The sequence below is a fragment of the Streptomyces yerevanensis genome (assembly GCF_000716805.1).
GTDB classification, from domain to species: Bacteria; Actinomycetota; Actinomycetes; order Streptomycetales; family Streptomycetaceae; genus Streptomyces; species Streptomyces flaveus.
In genome coordinates, this window is record NZ_JNWJ01000008.1 from 201,891 (window position 1) to 221,914 (window position 20,024).

Annotated in this window: 19 protein-coding genes; 12 read left to right on the plus strand and 7 right to left on the minus strand. The window is 73.0% G+C overall.

The features are described 5' to 3' along the window. Window positions 1–261 precede the first annotated feature (261 nt). The 11 genes from OP79_RS10885 to OP79_RS10935 all read left to right on the plus strand — a co-directional run bounded on the left by OP79_RS10885 (window position 262) and on the right by OP79_RS10935 (window position 12,318). On the plus strand, window positions 262–789 hold the full coding sequence (locus OP79_RS10885; RefSeq protein ID WP_033319837.1) for a hypothetical protein: 528 nt from the start codon (window positions 262–264) through the stop codon (window positions 787–789). 387 nt (window positions 790–1,176) lie between these two features. Next, complete coding sequence (locus OP79_RS10890; RefSeq protein WP_033319838.1) at window positions 1,177–2,151, plus strand: UDP-glucuronic acid decarboxylase family protein; 975 nt, start codon at window positions 1,177–1,179, stop codon at window positions 2,149–2,151. A gap of 88 nt (window positions 2,152–2,239) precedes the next feature. Beyond that, complete coding sequence (locus tag OP79_RS10895) at window positions 2,240–3,907, plus strand: carbamoyltransferase family protein (protein ID WP_033319839.1); 1,668 nt, start codon at window positions 2,240–2,242, stop codon at window positions 3,905–3,907. After that, window positions 3,904–4,989 carry a glycosyltransferase family 2 protein gene (locus OP79_RS53795; RefSeq protein ID WP_051744566.1) on the plus strand — a complete coding sequence of 362 codons (1,086 nt, stop codon included), beginning with the start codon at window positions 3,904–3,906 and terminating at the stop codon, window positions 4,987–4,989. The genes OP79_RS10895 and OP79_RS53795 overlap by 4 nt, the downstream gene beginning before the upstream one ends. Further along, complete coding sequence (locus OP79_RS53800) at window positions 4,986–5,822, plus strand: D-glycero-alpha-D-manno-heptose-1,7-bisphosphate 7-phosphatase (RefSeq protein ID WP_106972347.1); 837 nt, start codon at window positions 4,986–4,988, stop codon at window positions 5,820–5,822. Before OP79_RS53795 ends, OP79_RS53800 begins: the two co-directional genes overlap by 4 nt. Further along, window positions 5,819–6,910, plus strand: a complete 1,092-nt coding sequence (locus OP79_RS10910) for a glycosyltransferase family 9 protein (protein ID WP_051744567.1) — start codon at window positions 5,819–5,821, stop codon at window positions 6,908–6,910. Before OP79_RS53800 ends, OP79_RS10910 begins: the two co-directional genes overlap by 4 nt. Continuing rightward, entirely contained in the window at window positions 6,907–7,872 is a 966-nt protein-coding gene (locus tag OP79_RS10915) for a glycosyltransferase (protein ID WP_033319840.1), read from the plus strand. Before OP79_RS10910 ends, OP79_RS10915 begins: the two co-directional genes overlap by 4 nt. Next, window positions 7,869–9,137, plus strand: a complete 1,269-nt coding sequence (locus OP79_RS10920) for a glycosyltransferase (protein ID WP_051744568.1) — start codon at window positions 7,869–7,871, stop codon at window positions 9,135–9,137. The genes OP79_RS10915 and OP79_RS10920 overlap by 4 nt, the downstream gene beginning before the upstream one ends. A gap of 114 nt (window positions 9,138–9,251) precedes the next feature. Further along, window positions 9,252–9,881, plus strand: a complete 630-nt coding sequence (locus tag OP79_RS10925; RefSeq protein ID WP_033319841.1) for a D-sedoheptulose-7-phosphate isomerase — start codon at window positions 9,252–9,254, stop codon at window positions 9,879–9,881. Next, a complete protein-coding gene (rfaE2, locus tag OP79_RS10930; protein WP_033319842.1) occupies window positions 9,878–11,278 on the plus strand; it encodes a D-glycero-beta-D-manno-heptose 1-phosphate adenylyltransferase in 1,401 nt (466 codons plus the stop codon). Before OP79_RS10925 ends, rfaE2 begins: the two co-directional genes overlap by 4 nt. Before the next feature lie 5 nt (window positions 11,279–11,283). Then, window positions 11,284–12,318: a glycosyltransferase family 9 protein gene (locus OP79_RS10935; protein ID WP_078491720.1), complete on the plus strand. Its 1,035-nt coding sequence runs from the start codon at window positions 11,284–11,286 to the stop codon at window positions 12,316–12,318. Between the two features lie 124 nt (window positions 12,319–12,442). On the opposite strand, the gene OP79_RS10940 is transcribed toward OP79_RS10935, so the two are convergent. Continuing rightward, complete coding sequence (locus tag OP79_RS10940; RefSeq protein WP_033319844.1) at window positions 12,443–13,723, minus strand: MFS transporter; 1,281 nt, start codon at window positions 13,721–13,723, stop codon at window positions 12,443–12,445. Between the two features lie 503 nt (window positions 13,724–14,226). Between OP79_RS10940 and OP79_RS10945 the strand changes: the two genes are divergently transcribed. After that, window positions 14,227–14,982 (plus strand): SDR family oxidoreductase, encoded by a 756-nt coding sequence (locus OP79_RS10945; RefSeq protein WP_033319845.1) that lies wholly within the window; start codon window positions 14,227–14,229, stop codon window positions 14,980–14,982. 99 nt (window positions 14,983–15,081) lie between these two features. Here the strand turns inward: OP79_RS10945 and OP79_RS10950 are convergent, their stop codons facing one another. The 6 genes from OP79_RS10950 to OP79_RS10975 form a co-directional block, all read right to left on the minus strand. Beyond that, the gene (locus tag OP79_RS10950) at window positions 15,082–15,276 is read right to left on the minus strand and encodes a DUF2795 domain-containing protein (protein ID WP_033319846.1); all 195 of its coding nucleotides are present in this window, start codon (window positions 15,274–15,276) and stop codon (window positions 15,082–15,084) included. Between the two features lie 103 nt (window positions 15,277–15,379). Then, window positions 15,380–15,943, minus strand: a complete 564-nt coding sequence (locus tag OP79_RS10955; RefSeq protein ID WP_033319914.1) for a hemerythrin domain-containing protein — start codon at window positions 15,941–15,943, stop codon at window positions 15,380–15,382. A 110-nt stretch (window positions 15,944–16,053) separates the two neighbouring features. After that, complete coding sequence (locus tag OP79_RS10960) at window positions 16,054–16,833, minus strand: metallophosphoesterase family protein (RefSeq protein ID WP_033319847.1); 780 nt, start codon at window positions 16,831–16,833, stop codon at window positions 16,054–16,056. After that, window positions 16,830–17,138: a hypothetical protein gene (locus OP79_RS10965; protein ID WP_033319848.1), complete on the minus strand. Its 309-nt coding sequence runs from the start codon at window positions 17,136–17,138 to the stop codon at window positions 16,830–16,832. Before OP79_RS10965 ends, OP79_RS10960 begins: the two co-directional genes overlap by 4 nt. Beyond that, the gene (locus tag OP79_RS10970; protein ID WP_033319849.1) at window positions 17,135–17,821 is read right to left on the minus strand and encodes a nucleotidyltransferase family protein; all 687 of its coding nucleotides are present in this window, start codon (window positions 17,819–17,821) and stop codon (window positions 17,135–17,137) included. Before OP79_RS10970 ends, OP79_RS10965 begins: the two co-directional genes overlap by 4 nt. 343 nt (window positions 17,822–18,164) lie before the next feature. Then, a complete protein-coding gene (locus tag OP79_RS10975; RefSeq protein WP_211270768.1) occupies window positions 18,165–19,835 on the minus strand; it encodes an RICIN domain-containing protein in 1,671 nt (556 codons plus the stop codon). Window positions 19,836–20,024 lie beyond the last annotated feature (189 nt).

The window sequence follows — 20,024 nt, forward strand, 5'->3', positions numbered from 1 at the left end:
AGGGGTCGGTCACGCCCCTGCACGCGGGATGCGGCGCCGAGGGCCGCGTCAGCATATAAGGCAAGCCTTACCAACTTTTCCATCGGGTGGGTGAATTCTCAACCAATGAGATGGTGGCCCTCGCCCTCGGAGACGAAGCGCACCTCGACCCCGGGTGACGATGTGGGCGAGGCAACGCCTGATTCGTGGCCTGGGCCATTTCCCTCGGGGGAGCGGCGGGCTAGCGTTCTGGTCCCACCCCCCAGCGATTTCGGACGGCCCGTGCACGCAGATCTCTCCCCGGTCATCGCGGCGACCGCTCAGTGGCTGACGTGTTCATATCCGTCGGGCGGCGGTGCGCTGGACTCCGCGCTCTGTGAGGTGCAGGCCCGGCAGGCCGTGACCGTCGCGGCGTGGCTGCGCTATCCGACGCCGATGGACGCCGCGCTCGTCGGCGTGGCGGGCCCCGGAGGCTCCGCCCGGCTCGACTGGATCACGGGAGCGGAAGGGGCCGCGGCCGACGACGCGGACGGGTACGCGTGGCGGACCTGGGTGGACGAGATCGTGGCCAGCTGGGCGGCATGCCTGCTCACCGACCCGGTGCTGGCCGAGCAGGCGGTGTCCGCACTCGCCGACTCCAGCCACATGGCCGGAGCGCGGGCCGAGTTCCGGCGCCTGGTGGCTCCCGACGACCGCGACCGGCGGGCGGCGGCGCTGCTGCGCCACCCGGACTTCCTCGCACCGATAGCCGAACTGCACCACGCGGACCTCCTCGACCGTCTGAAGCCGGGGCGGGCGCTGAGCGCCTGAAGCAGGGGCAGAGACGACGACTGTCCGAAGGCAGGCATAGTCCCGTGGTCGTCTGGGGACCCGGTGACGCATGTCGTCAAGCACCAAGCGATACGAGGCCGCGGCCCCCGGATCGTGGGCGGAGACGGCGGGCGCCCCTCCGGCTGCCGGGTGGCCGCGCCCAGGACCGCGTTCAGCTCTGCGACACCGCCGTGGCAGCCCCTCCGACCGGGCACCGGGAGTCGGCCTTCGCTCTCCATGAGTCACCCGAATGCCGTACATCACCGAGCCCTCGGCGCCCCCGCGGCAGACGCTGATCGAGAGTTCGACGGCCTTCGGCCACGTCAGGAGCCCAGAGGCGAAGGACGAGGGGCCGGTACGCCGTCGCCGCGTACAGAGGAGATCGACATGAGCACCGCTCTCGCACGGAACTGGGACCATGCCGTCGTCACCGGCGGCGCGGGCTTCGTCGGTTCGCACCTGTGCACCGCTCTGCTGGACTCCGGCACGGCGGTCACCTGTGTGGACGACTTCAGCACCGGCCGGCCCGAGAACGTGGCCGCGCTGCTGGACCGTCCCGGATTCACCCTTGTGCGAGCCAATGTCTCCGAGGGACTCACCGTCGAGCGGCCGCCCGATCTCGTACTGCACTTCGCCTCTCCGGCGTCCCCAGCCGACTACCTCCGGCTGCCCCTGCACACCATGGACACCGGCAGCCTCGGCACCCGCAACGCCCTGGAACTCGCCCACGACTGCGGCGCACGCTTCCTTCTCGCCTCCACCTCCGAGATCTACGGCGACCCGCAGCAGAACCCCCAGAATGAGCGCTACTGGGGCAATGTGAACCCGGTCGGACCCCGCAGCGTGTACGACGAGGCCAAACGGTTCGGTGAGGCGCTGACCACCGCGCACGCCGAAACCCACGGCACCGACACCGGTATCGTGCGGCTGTTCAACACGTACGGCCCGAGGATGCGCGGTCACGACGGCCGCGCCGTGCCGACCTTCGTGCGGCAGGCGCTGGACGGCGAACCCCTCACCGTCACCGGAGACGGACGCCAGACCCGGTCGCTGTGCTACGTCGACGACACCGTGCGCGGCATCCTCGCGGCGGCGGCGCACGGCATGCGCGGCCCGGTCAACATCGGCAACCCCACCGAGATCACCATGCTCGAGCTGGCCCGGCTCGTCATCGAACTCACCGGATCCCGCTCACAGATCCGCTTCATCGGGCGCCCCACCGACGACCCCGCCGTGCGCTGCCCCGACATCACGCTGGCCCGCGACAAGCTCGCCTGGGAACCGAGGGTGAGTGCCGAAGAAGGCCTGCGCCGCACCATCGCCTGGTTCCGCGAGGGTGCGACCGCGACCGCCGACCGCTGAACAGGCGCACCGCGAACGCCCTCCCGCCGATGCCCCCGCGCGGCGCCGCCTTCGCCCCGATCCGCCGAACGACCTGGGGACTTCATCCATGCGCATCCTCGGAATCAACGCCCTCTTCCACGACCCCGCCGCCGCCCTCGTGATCGACGGCAGGACTGTCGCCGCCGCGGAGGAGGAGCGGTTCTCCCGGCGCAAACACGGAAAGCGGCCGGTGCCGTTCTCCGCCTGGGAACTGCCGGAGAAGGCCGCCGCCTGGTGCCTGAAGCGCGCGGGGCTGCGCCCTGAGGACCTCGATGCCGTCGCCTACTCCTTCGACCCGGCACTCGCCCGGCCCGCCGAGTCCATGGGCCTCGACGATCCTTGGGACCATCTGCGGCTGACGTACGCACGCGAGGCCCCCGGCTTCCTCAGGACCGCGCTGCCCGGCCTCGACCCGGGCATCGTCCGCTTCGTACCGCACCACATGGCCCATGCGGCATCCAGCGCCTTCGCCGCGCCGGACGCCGAGCCGTCCTCCGTACTCGTCCTGGACGGTCGCGGGGAACAGGCCTCGCACCTGGCCGCGTACCGAATACGAGACCGGCTGCAGCCCCTGCACGCCCAGGAGCTTCCGCACTCGCTCGGACTGGTCTACGAGGAGCTCACCGAACACCTCGGATTCCTGCGCTCCTCCGACGAGTTCAAGGTGATGGCCCTCGCCTCGCACGGCACCCCGCGCATGCTGCCCGAGCTGCGCCGCCATGTGTATCCCACGGGCGACGGCGGATTCCACGCCACCGCCGTGCCCTGGCACGAACTGTGCGCACCCCGCGCCCCGGACGAGCCCTGGACACAGGACCACGCCGATACGGCCGCCAGCGCCCAGGCCGTCCTGGAGGAGACACTGCTCGACCTCGTCCGCTGGCTGCACGGAAAGACGCACCACAGCACGCTCACCCTCGCCGGAGGCGTCGCCCTCAACTGCGTCGCCAACACGCGGATCGCCCGCGAGGGCCCGTTCTCCCGGGTGTGGGTGCAGCCCGCGGCCGGTGACGCCGGTACGGCCCTCGGCGGCGCGCTGCTGCTCGCCGCAGGCGGCGGGGACGAACCGGAGCCCATGACCGGGGCCGACCTCGGACGGGACTGGACGGACGCGGAACTCGGCGCCTGGCTGAAGACGGCCGCCGTACCGTTCGACCGGCCGCCCGACATCGCCGCGACCGTGGCCCGCGCCGTCGCGGACAACCAGATCGTCGCCTGGTTCCAGGGGCGCTCCGAGTACGGCCCCAGGGCCCTCGGTCACCGCTCGCTGCTGGCCCACCCCGGCCACGCGGGCAATCTGGAACGGCTCAACGACGTCAAGGGACGCGAGCAGTTCCGGCCCATCGCCCCGATGGTGCTCGCCGACCGCGCCGCCGAGATCTTCGACGGGCCGCTGCCGAGCCCGTACATGCTCTTCGTCCATGACGTGGCCGAGCCCTGGCGCGAGCGCATCCCGGCCGTCGTGCACGTCGACGGAACCGCCCGCATCCAGACCGTGGACCCGGCCCGCCAGCCGCTGGTCGCCCGCATGCTCGGCGAGTTCGAGCGGCTCACCGGACTGCCCGTGCTGGTCAACACCAGCCTCAACACGGCGGGTCGGCCCATGGTGGACGACCCGCGCGACGCTCTCGAGTGCTTCGGCTCCTCGCCCGTCGACCTCCTGGCCATCGGGCCGTACGCGATCCGGCGTGAGGGTTTCTTCCGCTCCGGAGCGGCCGAAGGGGGCGTGCGATGACGGCGTACGGAGACGGAGAGGGGACGTCGGAGGACGACGCGTCGTACGCCGTCGTGATCCCCACCCTGGGACGGCCCAGTCTGTCCGCGTGTCTGCGCGCGCTGGCCGATGCCGGTGGCCCCAGGCCGGTGCGGGTGGTTCTCGTCGACGACCGCCCGCAGGCCGGTGGCGCACCCCTCCCGGTCGACGTTCCGATGTCGCTCCGTTCCGTCACCACCATCGTGCGGGGCCGCGCCCGCGGACCGGCCGCCGCCCGCAACACGGGGTGGCGGGCGGCCGGCCGCGTGCCCTGGATCGTCTTCCTCGACGACGACGTGGTACCTGGCCCCACCTGGGGCGACGACCTGGCCCTCGACCTCGCCGGAGCGACGTACCGGACCGCCGGGATCACCGCCCGCATCCGCGTGCCGCTGCCGAAGGACCGCAGGCCCACGGACTGGGAACGCAACACCGCCGGGCTCGCCACCGCCCGGTGGATCACCGCCGACATGGCCTACCGACGGGAGGCGCTGGAGGCCGTCGGCGGATTCGACGAACGGTTCCGTCGCGCCTTCCGGGAGGACGCGGACCTCGCCCTGCGGGTGCTCGCCGCCGGCTGGACGCTGACCGCCGGGGCCCGCACCACGACCCACCCGGTGCGTCCGGCCGACCGCTGGATCTCCGTACGGCTCCAGGCGGGCAACGCGGACGACGTACTGATGACCCGGCGCCACGGCCGCGACTGGTGGAGCCGGGCGGATGCGCCACGCGGACGCCGCTCCCGGCATCTGGCGGTGACGGGAGCGGCCGTGGCGGCCGTCTCCTGCGTCCTTGCCGGCAGGCACCGCGCCGCTCTCGCCTGGGGTGCCGCCTGGCTGGCCGGAACCGCCGAATTCGCCCTGGCCCGGATCGGGCCGGGGCCGCGGACCCGGGACGAGGTCATCACCATGACGCTGACCAGCGTGCTCATCCCGCCCGCCGCCACCTGGCACTGGCTGCGCGGGCAGGTGCAGCACCGCGCGACGCTACCGCTGAGCCCGTACGAGGCCGGCGAGCCGCCGCGCGCACCGCGCGAGCCCGTCCAGGAACGGGTGCGCCCATGACCGGCCCGTGGCTGTTCGACGGACCGCCGGCCCCGCTGTCACGGCCCGGGCCGGGCCGCGCCCTCCCGGCGGCGGTCCTCTTCGACCGCGACGGCACGCTGGTGGCCGACGTGCCCTACAACGGCGACCCGGCGCGGGTCGAGCCGATGCCCGCCGCGCGGGACGCCGTCGAGGCGGTACGCGCCCTCGGGATCCCGGTCGGAGTCGTGAGCAACCAGTCGGGCGTGGCCCGCGGCTTGCTGACATACCGTCAAGTCCAGGCCGTACGCCGCCGCGTGGACGACCTCATCGGCCCGTTCGCCGTCTGGGCGATCTGCCCGCACGGCCCCGACGACGGCTGCACCTGCCGCAAACCGGCACCGGGCTTGGTGCTGGCTGCCTGCGACCGACTCGGCGTCCCCGCCGAACGCACCACCGTCATCGGCGACATCGGCGCCGACATGGGGGCCGCCCATGCCGCGGGTGCCCACGGCGTGCTGGTGCCGACGCCGGTGACCCGCCCCGAGGAGATCGACGCCGCCGAGGTCACAGCTGCCGACCTGCTCGCGGCGGTGCGGCTGGTGCTGGGCCCGGGCCCCGACGGGCCGGAGCCCGTGCGCCGGGCGGGAGTTGTGCCGGGGCGGCCGGGGCCGGTGGATCCGGCCGAGGGCGTGCAGCGGGCGTGTCGGACGGGAGGCCGGTACGAGCGCGGGGCCGACGGCGTGTGCCGGACGCAACCCGGTCCGGATCGAGCCGCGGCCACGCGCCCGGGCGACGGCACGTACGTGGTCGGCCCGGATCATGCCGCGCACGGTGCCGGGCGCGTCGACCGAACGGCGGGGGAGTCGTCATGACCGGTCTCCGCCCCCTTCGCCGCACCCTCGTCGTACGGCTGGACAGTGCCGGTGACGTGCTGCTCGCCGGGCCCGCCGTACGGGCTGTCGCGGACGGGTCCTCGTACACCGCGCTGTTGTGCGGGCCGCAGGGAGCGCAGGCGGGGCGGCTGCTGCCGGGGGTGGACGAGGTGCTGACGTACGACGCCCCCTGGGTGGGGTTCGAACCGGCGCCGGTGTCGCGCGCGGAGACGCGCCGGCTGCTGGACACGCTGTCGGCCCGCCGTTTCGACCGGGCCCTCGTGCTCGTCTCGTACCACCAGAGTCCGCTGCCGATCGCCCTGCTGCTGAAGCTGGCCGGAGTCGGCTGGACGGCGGCCGACAGCGAGGACTACCCGGGAGCCCTGCTCGATCTGCGGCACCGCAGGCTGCCCCACCGGCACGAAGCGCTCGCGGCGCTCGACCTGGCCCGGGACGCCGGGTTCGCCCTGCCGCCCGGCGACGACGGGGCGCTGCGTATCGAGGCACCGCCGGACACCACACACCTCACCGGACCCGAGCCGTATGTGGTGCTGCATCCCGGCGCCGCCGTACCGGCCCGCGCGTGGAGCCCTGCCCGGGCCGAGCGTGCCGCCGCCGCCCTCGCCGCCGAGGGATACCGGGTCGTGGTCACCGGCGGGCGCGCGGAGCGGGACCTGACCGCGAAGGTCGCCGGACGGCACGCCCTGGACCTCGGCGGCGCGACCGATCTGCGGCAGCTGGCGGGCGTTCTGGCCGGGGCGCGGGTGGCGGTGACAGGAAACACCGGGCCCGCACATCTCGCCGCCGCGGTGGGGACGCCGGTCGTCTCACTGTTCGCGCCGGTGGTTCCCGCAGAGCGCTGGGCTCCGTACGGCGTGCCGCACGTACTGCTCGGCGATCAGGGCGCGCCGTGCGCGGAGAGCAGGGCCCGCCACTGCCCGCTGCCGGGGCACCCCTGCCTCGACGGGATCGGCGACGCCGAGGTGCTCGCCGCCGTGGCGGCGCTCGGCGAGGACCGGACGGAGCCCGACGCGGAGCCACCCCGCGAGGGCGGCGGCTCCGAAACGGAACGAGGAGCGACCGTATGAACATCCTGTTGTGGCATGTGCACGGCTCCTGGACGACGGCATTCGTCCAGGGTCCGCACACCTATCTCGTTCCCGTCACACCAGCCCGCGACCCCGACGGCCTGGGCCGCGCCCGTACGTACTCCTGGCCCGCCTCGGTGCGAGAAGTGACCCCCGAAGAACTGCGCGACATGCCAGTCGACCTGGTCGTTCTCCAACGGCCGCACGAGCTGGAACTCGCCGAGGAGTGGCTCGGCGGACGCCGTCCCGGGCAGGACATGCCCGCCGTGTACGTGGAACACAACGCGCCGGACGGCGACGTCCCCCGCACCCGGCACCCGTTCGCCGACCGGGACGACCTGACCCTGGTCCACGTCACCCACTTCAACCGGCTGTTCTGGGACTGTGGCTCCACCCGCACCGAGGTGATCGAGCACGGCATCGTCGACCCGGGGCAGCAGTACACCGGCCGGCTCGCCCGCGCGGCCGTCGTCGTCAACGAACCGGTGCGGCGCGGCCGTCACACCGGTACGGACCTGCTGCCCGCCCTGTCCGAGGCGGCACCGCTGGACGTCTTCGGCATGGGTACCGAGGGCCTCGCCGGGCATCTCGGCATCCCCGCGGACCGCTGTCGCACCGCCGATCTGCCCCAGAGCGAACTGCACGCGGCCCTGGCGGAGCGCCGCTGCTATCTGCACCCGGTGCGCTGGACGTCCCTCGGCCTCTCCCTGCTGGAGGCCATGCACCTGGGGATGCCCGTGGTCGCCCTCGCCACCACGGAGGCCGTCGAGGCCGTCCCGCCCGGCGCGGGCACCCTCTCCACCCGCCCCGACGTGCTCGCCCGAGCCGTCCGCCACTACCTGGCCGAACCCGGGGCCGCGGCCGAGGACGGCGCACGCGCCCGCCAGGCGGCCCTCGGACGGTACGGACTCAAGCGTTTCCTGGACGACTGGGAGCGCGTGATGACGGAGGCGCGCGCATGACCTACGTCAGCACATCCACCGGCACGTCCCCCGGTCCGCTCGGTCCCGACACCATGGAGATCGCACTCGTCTCCGAGCACGCGAGCCCCCTCGCCGTACTCGGCGGCGTCGACGCGGGCGGCCAGAACGTGCACGTCGCCTGCCTCGCGAGCGCCCTCGCCGACCGCGGCCACCGCGTCACCGTCCACACCCGGCGTGACTCGCCCGACCTGCCCGATCGGGTGCCGCTGCGCGAAGGCGTCGAAGTGCACCACGTACCCGCGGGACCGCCGGAGCCGATCCCCAAGGACGAACTGCTGCCCCACATGGGTGCCTTCGGCCGCCACCTCGCCAAGACCTGGCGGGCCCGGCCACCCGACCTGGTGCACTCGCACTTCTGGATGTCGGGCCTCGCCTCACTGTGGGCGGCACACCGACTGCGACTGCCGATGCTGCACACGTACCACGCGCTCGGCACGGTCAAGCGACGCCACCAGCAGGACGCCGACACCAGCCCGCCCACCCGGATCGCCTGGGAGACGGAGGTGGGCCTTGGCTGCAACCGGGTGCTGGCCACCTGCCGCGACGAGGTCATCGAGCTGGAGCGGATGGGCATACCCGCCGAGCGGATCACCATCGTGCCGTGCGGCGTCGACACCGACCGCTTCACCCCCCGGGGGCCGGTCGCCGAGCGCGGCCCGTACCGCCACCAACTGCTCCAGCTCGGCCGCCTCGTCCCCCGCAAGGGCGCCGCCGTCTCCATCGCCGCGCTGACCCTGCTGCCCGACACGGAACTCGTCGTGGTCGGCGGGCCCGCGGCGGACCGGCTCGACACCGACCCAGAGGTGCGCCGACTGCGTGAGATCGCCCGCGCGGCCGGGGTCGCCCACCGGGTCCGCTTCACCGGAGGGGTGTCCAGTGAGGACGTGCCGCCGCTGCTGCGGGCCGCCGATGTGGTGCTGTGCCCCGCGGACTACGAACCATTCGGCATCGTCCCCCTGGAGGCGATGGCCTGCGGAAAGCCGGTCGTCGCCAGCGCCGTCGGCGGGCAGCTGGACACCGTCGCCGACCCCGGCACCGGACGCCTCGTACCGCCCCGTGCCCCTAAGGCCCTTGCCCGCGCGACCGGACAGCTCCTCGCCGACCCGGCGGTGCGCGAGGCCTGCGGGGCCGCCGGCCGACGCCGCGTACTGAGCCGGTACGGCTGGTCGCGGGTCGCGGCGGCCACCGAGGCGGCGTACTGCTCGGTGCTCGACGCCGCGCCCGCCGTGACGGGGGTGGTCTGACACCCGTACTCGCCCAGGTCCGACCGACCGCAGCACCGCAGCACCGCAGCACCGCAGCACGAAGGAGGTGCGGGTCCGGCCGTCGTCCTCCACGACGCGGTACGCCCGATCAGCATGACCGAACCCACTGCTTCCCCCGCACTCGATGCCGCGCACCTGCACTGCCGGTCACTCCAGCAGGCGCTCGGCCGGTTCCGCCGGGACGGTCTCGGCCGGGTCGCGGAGTGGGGCGGCAGGCTCGCCACCGCCCTGCCCGCCGGCGGCCGGCTGCTGGCCGCGGGCAACGGCGGCAGTGCCGCACAGGCCCAGCACCTGACCGCCGAGCTGGTGGGACGGTACCGGCAGGACCGGCCCGGCTATTCGGCCATCGCCCTGCACGCGGAGACGTCCAGCGTGACCGCCATCGGCAACGACTACGGGTTCGAGCACGTCTTCGCCCGGCAGGTGTCCGCTCACGGCCGTCCCGGAGACGTCCTCATGCTCCTGTCCACGTCCGGCCGCAGCGCCAACCTGATCAGGGCCGCCGTGGCAGGCCGCTCGGCCGGGCTGCGCGTCTGGGCGATGACGGGGCCGCGGCCGAATCCCCTCGCGGAGGCCGCCGACGAGGCGCTGTGCATCGACGCCGACAGCACGGCGACCGTGCAGGAGGCCCACCTCGTCGCCGTACACCTCCTCTGCGAGTGCTTCGACGCGGCGCTCGCGCCCGCCCCCAGCACGGTCGCCGCCCACCGGAGGGCATCGTGAACGAACCGAAACCCCTCGTGGTCGTCGGAGACGTCCTGCTCGACGAGGACATCGAAGGCACCGCCACCCGGCTGTCCCCGGACGCCCCCGCCCCCGTCGTCGACGTCACCGGCGACCGGCGCCATCCCGGCGGAGCGGGCCTGGCCGCCGCGCTGGCGGCCCGGGGCGGTCGCGAGGTGATCCTGGTGACCGCGCTCGGTGACGACCCGGCCAGCGAAGCCGTACGCCGTGACCTGCGCGGCAGGGTCCAGCTGCTGGAGATCCCGCTCGACGGCACCCTGCCGGTCAAGACCCGCGTCCTGGCGAGCGGCCGTCCCGTGGTGCGGATCGACCGGGGCGGCGGAACGCCCGGCGAGCCGGACGGCGCGGTACGGGACGCGCTGGCACACGCCCACGCCGTACTCGTCGCCGACTACGGACGCCACACCGCGAGCGCCGTACGAACCCATCTCGCCGCCGTCGCCCCCCGTACGCCGCTGGTCTGGGATCCCCACCCCAAGGGCGACACTCCGGTGCCCCGAGCACGGCTCGTCACCCCGAACGCCGCGGAGGCGCGCGCCCTGTGCCCCGGCGACGGCGAATCACTGCGCGCGTACGCCGAGCGAGGCGCGGAACTGGCGGACCACTGGCAGGCGGCAGGCGTCGCCGTGACGCTCGGGGCGCGTGGTGTGCTGCTGGCCAGGCCCGGCACCAGCACGCCGATGCTCGTCCCGGTGCCGTACCGGGCCACCGGCGATCCCTGCGGCGCGGGCGACTGCTTCGCCGCGACGGCGGCGGCGGCGCTGGCGGACGGGGCGCTCCCGGAGGAGGCCGTGCAGCGGGCGGTCGCCGAAGCCGCCGCGTTCGTGTCGGCGGGCGGTGCGGGAAACCCGGCGCTGTGGCGGACGGCCCCCGCGTCCCGCCCCGAGGACGCGCCCGCGACCGACGCGTTCGCCCTCGCCGAGCGCGTCCGGGCGCGCGGCGGCACGGTGGTCGCCACCGGCGGCTGCTTCGACCTGCTGCACGCCGGCCATGTCGGCCTGCTGGAGAGCGCCCGGCGGATCGGCGACTGCCTCATCGTGTGCCTCAACTCCGACGCGTCCCTCGCCCGCCGCAAGGGCCCGGGCCGCCCCCTCAACCCGGAGGCGGACCGCGCCCGCGTCCTCGCGGCCCTCGGCAGCGTCGACGCCGTCACGGTCTTCGAGGAGGACACCCCCGAGGCACTGCTGAGCCGCCTGAAGCCCGACGTGTGGGTGAAGGGCGGCGACTACTCCGTCCAGGACCTGCCCGAGGCGGAGGTGCTGCGCGCCTGGGGCGGCCAGGCGGTCGTCCTGCCCTACCTCGACGGCCGCTCCACCACGCTGCTGGCCCGCCGGGCCGCACAGGCCGCCGTACCCCTGCGGACGCCACCGCCGTGAGCACCGTGACGAAGCCCCGGGTGCTGGTACTGCGCGCACTGGGACTGGGCGATCTGCTGACCGCGGTACCCGCGCTGCGAGCGCTGCGACGCCACCTGCCCGGCCACGAGATCGTGCTGGCCGCTCCTGAGCGGCTGACCGAGCCGGCGGCGGCCACCGGACTGGTGGACCACCTGCTGCCCGCTTCCGCCCCCGGACGGGCCGTGCCCGCGGAGCTGGCCTGGGACGGACCCCCGCCCGACCTCGCCGTGGACCTGCACGGCAACGGCCCGCAGAGCCATCTGCTGCTCCAGCGGCTGCGGCCCCGACGGCTCTTCGCGTACGCGCACCCGCAGTTGCCCGGCATCTCCGGCCCCGTATGGCAGGCCGACGAACACGAGCGGGAACGCTGGTGCCGGTTGCTCGCCTGGTACGGCATCGACGCGGACCCGGCGGAACTACGGATCCCGCCGCCCACGACCCACTCCCCGGCCCTCGGCGCCATCGTCGTCCACCCCGGAGCCGACGCCGCCGCCCGTCGCTGGCCGGAGGAGCGGTTCGCGGCCGTGGCGCGCGAGCTGCACCGTGGCGGTCACGAGGTCGTCGTGACCGCGGGCGGTGGTGAGGAGGCCCTGGCGCGGTTCGTGGCCGCGGAGGCGGGGCTGCCGTCGGCCGCGGTGCTGGGCGGCGCCGGTGATGTGCCGTTCGATCAGCTGGCCGCGCTCGTCGCACGGGCCCGCTGCGTGGTGGTCGGCGACACCGGGCTCGCCCATCTGGCCACGGCACTCGGCACTCCGTCCGTCGTCCTGTTCGGCCCGGTCGCCCCCCGCCTGTGGGGACCGCCGGCCGAACCACGGCACCGGGCGCTGTGGCATCCCGGCACCGACGTCTCGGCACGCCCGGGGGACGCCCACGGCCGGCGGCCGGACGAACGGCTGCTGCGGATCACGGTCGACGAGGTCGTCGAGGCGGTACGCGGATTGCCGGAGCCGGAGACGGATCCGTCGTACGAGCGGGGGAGGGCGGCGCAGGGCCCGCTGCCGTTGCCGGAGAACTCGTAGAGCTCGTACTGAGCGCCCCGGCGCGCCCGGCAGCGGAATCCCGCATGGCCGACACGCCACGCCACGCGCCGTGTCGGCCGGGCGGCCGGCCGGACACCGACCCCCTCCGCCCGTCCGCGAGGACTCAGGCGGCGGTGCTCAGTCCGGGCTGAGCGGTGATGTCGCGTTCCTCCGCCCGGAGGACCACCGGCTTCGTGGCCCGGCGCTCCCGGAGTACGTAACCCGCTCCGATCGAACCGGCGATGATCAGCCCGCCGGCCACGAGGGCGCCGCGTGCCCCTGCCAGCTCCATGAGGAGCCCCAGTGCAGGCGGCCCTGCGAGACCCCAGGCCGTACGAATGCTGCCCCACACGCCGAGAACACGCCCCCGCAGATGGGCGGGCGGGTCTGTCTGCAGGACCGTCGTCCCGGCGGTGTCGGAGACGGACTCCACCACAGCCATGGGCAGGACGAGAACCAGCAGCAGGGCGAGCGACGGCGAGAGCCCCGCCACCGCTTGGAGCAGTCCGCCCGCGGCAGCCATGGTGCCCACGAGCCGCACGGAGGGCCGCCGCAGCCGGGCACCCAGGACGGCGCCGACGATGCCTCCGACGGCGAGGACGGTGGAGACCGTGCCGAACGCTCCGGCGCCCCCGGCGAGCGGCCCGGTGACGAGCACGGCCAGCGTGAGCGAGTAGTTCCGCCCGAACACCGCGCTGATCCCGGTGACACCGGCCAGCGCGACCAGCCGGGGCCGGCGCATGAAGAACGCCAGGCCCTCCCGCATGGTCATGTCCTCGCTCGTGCCCTTGCTCGCGCTCTTGGGGCCGCGCTGGGCAGGGACGGCGGGCGCAGGTACCTCGGAGCGCCTCGCGGCTTTGTAGACCGGACGGAGAAAGGGGATGACCGAGGCGACGAAGAGAAAGGACACCCCGTTGGCGGCGTACGCGGCGGCCGTGCCGAAGAAGCCGACCGTCACCCCGGCCAGAGCGGTACCGGCGAGCCGGCCCGCGTTGGACACCAGCGAGCCCACCCCGATCGCGGAGGGAACGTCCTCCGTACGTACGAGATCGTTGCCCAGCAGCGAGCACGCCGGTGCGTCGACCGTGGCGATGAGGCCGGTGACGGCGGCCAGCGCCATCAGAACGGGCACGTTGAGCTGATCGACCGCCACAAGGACGGCCGTCACGAACGCCACGGCGCCCAGCAGCGCCTGGCTGACGGCGGCGGTCAGTTTGCGGGGCCAGCGGTCGACGGCCGCGCCGCCCGCGAGGCTCATGAGCAGGGCGGGCGCGGCCTGTACGGACACGGAAAGACCCGTGGTGGCGGCAGAGCCGGTGATCTGCAGGACCAGCAGGTTCTGCACCGTGAGCTGCATCCAGGTGCCGGCGTTCGACACGAGGTTCGCGACGGACCACCAGCGCATGCTGCGGTACTTCAGGGATCGCCACGGCGAACGGGACTCGCTCGCGGACGGCACATCGGTGGAGGCAGGGGCGGGCACGGGCGCGGAAGGCGAAGAAGACACAGTGAAGTACTCGAAGACGAGTCCGGGGACTCAGGCGGAGGAATCGGCGGGAGCTCGGAATGCCGGCTGCGCTGCGCGGCCGCTCCACCGGATCGGCGTCGCCCATCGTGGCAGACGGGACCGCCGAGTCAGGACAGGACTCACTCCGCTCCGGTGCCGTAGACGTACGAAGTCCCCGATGCCGTCAGGGAATTGACGCCCGCCGTGGGGTTGATCACAGCACCCGAATACGTACATACGACACGGACCGGACGCGCGTGAAAGTGGCGACGGCCACACCCGCGCACCCGTCGGCGGGCTAACCCGACGTGCCGGGCATTTCCGCCACGGTCACAGTGGGACGTGGAGCGGTCGCCGAGCGTGTACCGCAGTATCCGGCCGGCACGACGGAAGGCAGAGACATGGGCGGCACAGGCGGCGCGGTACAGGTCGATCTCCACGGCAAGCAGGCGCTGGTGACCGGCGGGGCACGAGGCCTGGGCGCCTCGATCGCGCGGAGGCTGGCCGGAGCGGGAGCATCCGTACTGGTCGCCGACGTGCGCAAGGACCTGGCACAGGAACTCTGCGACGACCTCGCCCGGGCGGGCCGCGACGCACGCTTCGTGGAGCTGGACGTACGGGACGCCGACGCCGTCGCGGAGGTCTTCCGGGACCTCGAGGAGACCGAACAGACGGTGGACGTGCTGGTCAACAACGCCGCCGTCGACGTCACCAAGCCGATCGAGCAGCTGACGGCAGACGAGGTGACGCGGGTCATCGCCACCAATCTGCTGGGGCCGATGTATCTGTGCCTGGAGACCTACCGGCGCATGGCCGCCCGTGGCGGCGGCCACATCGTCAACATCCTGTCCACGGCCGCGAACCGCACCTGGACCGAGGCCGGGCCCTACTCGGCGGGCAAGTCGGGTCTGCGCGCGTTCACCCACACCTTGTTCAAGGAGGCGCAGCGGGACTGCCAGGGGATCGGTGTCACCGGGATCATCGCCGGCGGAATGCGGACGCCGTTCATCCTCGACCGGTTCCCGGACGCCGACGTATCGATGCTGCAGAGCCCTGACATCGTGGCCGACACGGTCCTCTACGCCCTGTCGGTCCCGGCCGGCAGCGCGGTGTCCGAACTCGTCGTCGTCCCGCGCAGGGAACCGTCCTGGCCCTGACCCCTCCGTGCTTGCCACGTCAGGCACGGAGCTTTCCAGCGCCCGCCACGACTGCGACGGCCGGGGCACAAGGCCCCGGCCGTCATGGACGGAAGTCGGTCACTGGCCGCCGAAGACGGCCTTGCTCACCTCGGCCGGGTTCTCGAACTTCTTCTTCCCGAGGTGCGAGATGCGCTCCGTGAGCTCCTTCGGCGCGCCGTTGTCCCGGGCGGCCTTCGCAAGCTTCTTGGGGTCGGCCGGGTAGTCCACGCCGGACAAGGCCTTCTGCAGGTCAATGGGGCTGACGTCTGCCATGGCGCCCTCCAGGTGGTGAGATGTCGGGACAGTTGCGGAGTGGGCGCTTCCTCTTGCGCCGACAACTCCCCGCAGTACCCGCGACCCGCCGGACCATGCGCCGTCAGTCCTTCTTCCCGCGCCCCGTCAGCGTGTCGCGCACGCGGTCGACGAGTCCGGCTCCGGGAGCCAGGAGCTTGTTGGCCGGAGGCTTGTCCGGTGCGGAGGGGTGCGGACGCGTCGGCGCCAGCTTCTTCGCCTGCCGGACCTTGTCACCCAGCTCGTCCAGGGTCCCGGCGGAAGCCGTGGTGCGCAGCATGGGGAAGAGGTTCTCCTCCTCGTCGGTGATGTGCGAGCGGACCTCACTCATGAGCATGCCGATGAGCCGGTCGAACTCGGCATCGCCCGCCTCGCAGCTCTCCAGGTCCTTCATGATCTGCTCGGCCTTGGAGTGGTCGTCGATCTCCTTGTCGGCCACCGTGTCCCCGTTGGGCAGGTACTGCCGCACAGCTGGGTAGAGATACTCCTCCTCGGCCACCGAGTGCCGTACGAGCTCCATGGTGGCCTGGTCGGCGTAGACCTTGCGGTTCTTGTCGCCGGGCGGCAGTGCCTCGATCCGGCCGAAGATCTCCTCGACCTCCCGGTGGTCGGTCACCAGCTCGGTGATGACGTTTCCTTCGTGTGCCATGTCCAGTACCTCCAGTACCTCGCTCAAGGTGCGGCGGCCCCTGGTACGGACCCCACCTCGGCCTCCGGGTGCCCCCGCCGGGGGAGAGCTAACGCCTGGCCGGCGCCCGCTCAGCCGAAGGTGCCGACGGAGGTGCCGACGGGGGTGGAAGCCGTCGTCGGCACCTCGTGGCCGTGCAGGTGATACACGCTGAACGCCCTGCGGATGACGGGCTGCGCGACGTTGCGGACCGGGACGCCGCCGCTGGTCATCCCGTGTTCCGTACCGGCGTGGGCGTGTCCGTGGACGGCCAGGTCCGCGCCCGCCGTGTCGATCGCCTCGGCCAGGAGGTAACTGCCGAGGAACGGATAGATCTCCGGTGGCTCACCGGCCAGCGTGTCGGGCACGGGGGAGAAGTGCGTGAGCGCGACCCGCGTCCCGCAGCCCTGCCCGGCCAGTTCGTCCAGAGCCGTACGCAGACCGTCGGCGCAGCGGCGCGAGTACCGGATGAACTCCTTCATCAGCGGTTCACCGAACTCGCTGCCACTGCGGCCGACGAAGCCGCCGCCGAAGCCCTTCGTGCCCGCGACGCCGATGCGCGCGCCGTCGACTTCGACGACCGTCGACTGCCCCTCGAGAACGCGCACACCTGCCGCGCGCAGCACCGCGGCGACCTCCTCCGGCTTCTCGTCGTGGTGATCGTGATTGCCGAGCACGGCGACAACCGGCACGGGCAGACCACCCACCTCCTCGGCGACCACCCGCGCCTCCTCCGGCGTGCCGTGCCGGGTGAGGTCACCGGCCAGGAGCAGCAGGTCGGCACAGCCGGGCAGCGTGTCGAAAGCCGGCCTGAGCAGGCCCTGACTGTCCAGCCCCATATGTATGTCCCCGACGGCCGCGACGCGGATCATGCCACCTCCTCCGGGTGATCGGGAGCCGCAGCCTCGGCCACGACGATGTCGTAATGGACGGCAAGACCGGCCAGTTCGTCGTTCACGGTGCGCAGCAGTTCCTCGCGGCAGTGCGCGGTGGGCACGGTGCCGATGACCGTCACGGCCGATCCCCGCGGCTCGACGCGCGTGCCGAGCTCGCCCAGTTCCCCGGCGGCGAGCCGCTCCTGCAGATGGGCGATGCGGTACTCGATGTTGTTCCCGGCGGCTCCGGCGTCCGCCGTGGTGCCCGTATCACCCGGGTCGTGTCCGGCATGGGCGTTCATTGATCTCCTCCCTGCGGTGCGATGACGTCCAGGCGCTCCAGCAAGTACAAAAAAGCGGCGGGCATCGGTACGTCCCCGAACTCGCGGCGGATCCGCTCCCAGTCGACCTTCTCGCGCAGCAGCCGTGCGATCGGCAGTACGGCGCCGAAGTCGCAGTGGTGCTCGGAGAAGGCGGCGAGCAGGCTCCGCAGCAGGTCGGTGGGTGCCAGGACGGGCATCTGCACGGAGTCCACCGGCATCTCCCGTGCCCTGCCGAGCAGCTCGGTACTGACCGGTCCATGGGCCAGCCCGAAGATCAGGTCCACGTCCTGCCCGAGGCACTTGGCCTTCAGCAGCCAGTCCTCGGGAGGCGCGTACACCGTCAGACCGGCGTCCTCCAGCGTGGCGGCGACCGCTTCGGCGTCCTCGGGTCTGATACAGAAGTCGGCATCGTGCTGGAGGCTGCCTGCCCCGCCGTGGGCGTAGACGGCGACACTCCCGGCGAGAGCGAAGTCGTGCCCCTGCCTCTTCAGGAGGGCGGCGACCTGCTTGGTCGCCTCCAGGATCGCCTGGTGACGGTCGGGCGGGAGCTGCTCCGCGCCCGCATCGGGCCGTCGGCTCCCCTCGGCCGCACCGCCCGCCAGATGCAGTTCAGGAACTGGGCGCCGCCCGTTGAGAGCGGCGTCATCCGCGTTCTGCGCCACTGCTGCTCCCTTTCCGGACACCGCCGCCGCACCTTCGGTGCAGGCCGGCCGCCTCCGACAAACCCTGCGCTGATGGCTGTACGGGTCTCCACCGCACGACGGATCAATCAGGTTCGCAGGCGGTACGGGAGAACGGTCGGCGTCACCCGGCCGGGCCCCGGTGCCCGGGCGAGGGGGAAAACCACGTTTACGTTCCTTGGAAAGGGAAACGCGAGTGATGTGTCGCGGTGCTCGCCCTATTTGTCGTGAGGGACTGACGGGGCACGGCGACGGAGTCGCTCTCCGCCGACGACTCGCCACCGCGGCACACCACGACCCCCCGAGGACCGGCCACGGCCGAGGTTCAGGTGACCCCGGCGCCCGCCTTCCAGCGCTGGTCGTCGTCTCCGTCGGCCGGGGCGAGTTCCAGACCCTCGCCGTCGGCCGGGGTCAGGGCGTGGTCCGGGGCGATGGCCGGGCGGATGACACCCGCGCCGTCCACCGTGAACCGAAGGTTCTCGCCATTGCTGCTCTCGAGCGATTCGCAGGTCCAGATGCCGAGGCCGTCGTCGACGGATCCCCGGCTGTCCAGGCAGAAGTCCGGGTCGGCGTACGACTGGAGGGCGCCGCTTGCGGCGTCGACACGCCAGCGCTGGGTGCCTGAGGCGGAGCAGTCGGCGGCGATGACGTTCGTACCGTTGTCGAAGTCACCGTCCTCGACGTCCAGGCACAGGCTCGAGTCGACGTTCACCACCTGGGCGAAGGAGCCGTCCGGTGGCTCGGACGCCGGGGGCGTCGTACGTGTCGGTGTGGGCGTCGGCTTCGGTGTGGGCGTTGGCGTCGGTGTCGGGCTCGGTGAGGCCGGGCGCGTCGACTTCGTCGGCCTGGGGGACGGGGACCGGGTCGTGGCGGACGGGATCGGCGGCGGGGAGAACGTCGACGTCAATGTGACCGACGGTGGCTGCGGCGGGGTATCCACAGCGCCGGCCGACTCCTGCGATCCCGAGTCGCCCTGCGTCAGCAGGTAGACCAGCAGCGGTGCGACGACGACACCGAGGGCGGCCGAGGTGATCGCGAAGCGGCGGGACGGCCGCCAGGCCGACCAGCTCCACCAGGCCGCCGTACCCTCGCTCTGCCCCGTCGTCGTACGCGCTTCCCGCTGCTCCTCGTCCACCGCCCCACCGCTCATGGCGTACGCCGTGCCACCCCAGGGCAGCAGCCCCTCGGCCGCAGCCGCGCGTGGGGTGTCGCGCAGGGCCGTCAACTCCTCGTATCCGGCGGCACAGTGCGGGCAGCTGCCCATATGCGCGTCCAGGTCCGCACTGCGGCGAGGGGCCCCGGGGCGTACCGCCTCCTCGATCAGGCGGCGAAAATCCTGGCAGCCCGGATCGTCGGAGCCGGCGAGGCGCGTCTTGAGCACGGAGTCGCACAGGGCCTGGAACGCCCCTTCTCCGCCGTACGCCACATCCTCGGGTGTGACGCCAAGAAGGCGGGCGGTGTCGGCCTCGGACTCCCCGTCCACGACGCCGTACCAGACCAGACCCTGCACCCGCGTGGGCAGCGTCAGGAACGCGGCGAGCATCGGCGGGACGGGTCCGTCGGTGCCTGCACCCGCCTCGCGCAGGCGGGTGAGGAGACCCGGATCGAGGCGGGCGGCACGTTCGTCGGCGGACCACTCGGCGGCCACGCGGCAGGCGAGCAGCAGGAGTTGATGCCGCCAGGGTGTGCGCGGCTCCAGGCCACGCGCCGTCTCGCGGGCCGCGAGGGTGAAGGCCGTCGCCGTGATCCGATGGGCCGCCGACTCGTCGACGGTGCACAGACGGGCGTACGAGAGAACCGCGGGCCGGTGGCGGCTGCGCAGCTCGCGCCAGGCGGGGCGCGCGGTCCGGGCGTCGGCGCGCAGCAGATCGGTCAGTCGCGCGTCGGACACCGAAGGGAGTTCCTTCAGCTCGGGCGGCATCGGGTGCTGGGGGACCTGCGCGCCGCCGTCGGCCTCGCTGTCACGGTACTCGTCGGACTCGTCGCCCCGAGCCATGCCCGCGCCTCCTCCCTCACGCCACACGCTGTCACTGCCTGTCGGAATCTCGGTCTCGGTGTCTCTGTGGGTCTGGAGTGACCATAGTGACGACAGGGGGTGGAGAGTGCGGACATGAAGACATGAATGCCTCTTCATGTGATCCTGTATGGTGAGGGAACGGCCGGCCCCGGGAACCGCCGTCTGCCC

What these genes read in the sequence shown, in the direction of transcription:
- OP79_RS10950 (WP_033319846.1), bottom strand. Translation starts at nt 15,276, where the DNA reads ATGGCAGACGTCAGCCCCATTGACCTGCAGAAGGCCTTGTCCGGCGTG.
- OP79_RS10890 (WP_033319838.1), top strand. Translation starts at nt 1,177, where the DNA reads ATGAGCACCGCTCTCGCACGGAACTGGGACCATGCCGTCGTCACCGGC.
- OP79_RS10965 (WP_033319848.1), bottom strand. Translation starts at nt 17,138, where the DNA reads ATGAACGCCCATGCCGGACACGACCCGGGTGATACGGGCACCACGGCG.
- OP79_RS10895 (WP_033319839.1), top strand. Translation starts at nt 2,240, where the DNA reads ATGCGCATCCTCGGAATCAACGCCCTCTTCCACGACCCCGCCGCCGCC.
- OP79_RS53800 (WP_106972347.1), top strand. Translation starts at nt 4,986, where the DNA reads ATGACCGGCCCGTGGCTGTTCGACGGACCGCCGGCCCCGCTGTCACGG.
- OP79_RS10920 (WP_051744568.1), top strand. Translation starts at nt 7,869, where the DNA reads ATGACCTACGTCAGCACATCCACCGGCACGTCCCCCGGTCCGCTCGGT.
- OP79_RS10940 (WP_033319844.1), bottom strand. Translation starts at nt 13,723, where the DNA reads ATGCGCTGGTGGTCCGTCGCGAACCTCGTGTCGAACGCCGGCACCTGG.
- OP79_RS10975 (WP_211270768.1), bottom strand. Translation starts at nt 19,835, where the DNA reads ATGGCTCGGGGCGACGAGTCCGACGAGTACCGTGACAGCGAGGCCGAC.
- OP79_RS10925 (WP_033319841.1), top strand. Translation starts at nt 9,252, where the DNA reads ATGACCGAACCCACTGCTTCCCCCGCACTCGATGCCGCGCACCTGCAC.
- OP79_RS10910 (WP_051744567.1), top strand. Translation starts at nt 5,819, where the DNA reads ATGACCGGTCTCCGCCCCCTTCGCCGCACCCTCGTCGTACGGCTGGAC.
- OP79_RS10955 (WP_033319914.1), bottom strand. Translation starts at nt 15,943, where the DNA reads ATGGCACACGAAGGAAACGTCATCACCGAGCTGGTGACCGACCACCGG.
- OP79_RS53795 (WP_051744566.1), top strand. Translation starts at nt 3,904, where the DNA reads ATGACGGCGTACGGAGACGGAGAGGGGACGTCGGAGGACGACGCGTCG.
- OP79_RS10960 (WP_033319847.1), bottom strand. Translation starts at nt 16,833, where the DNA reads ATGATCCGCGTCGCGGCCGTCGGGGACATACATATGGGGCTGGACAGT.
- OP79_RS10915 (WP_033319840.1), top strand. Translation starts at nt 6,907, where the DNA reads ATGAACATCCTGTTGTGGCATGTGCACGGCTCCTGGACGACGGCATTC.
- OP79_RS10945 (WP_033319845.1), top strand. Translation starts at nt 14,227, where the DNA reads ATGGGCGGCACAGGCGGCGCGGTACAGGTCGATCTCCACGGCAAGCAG.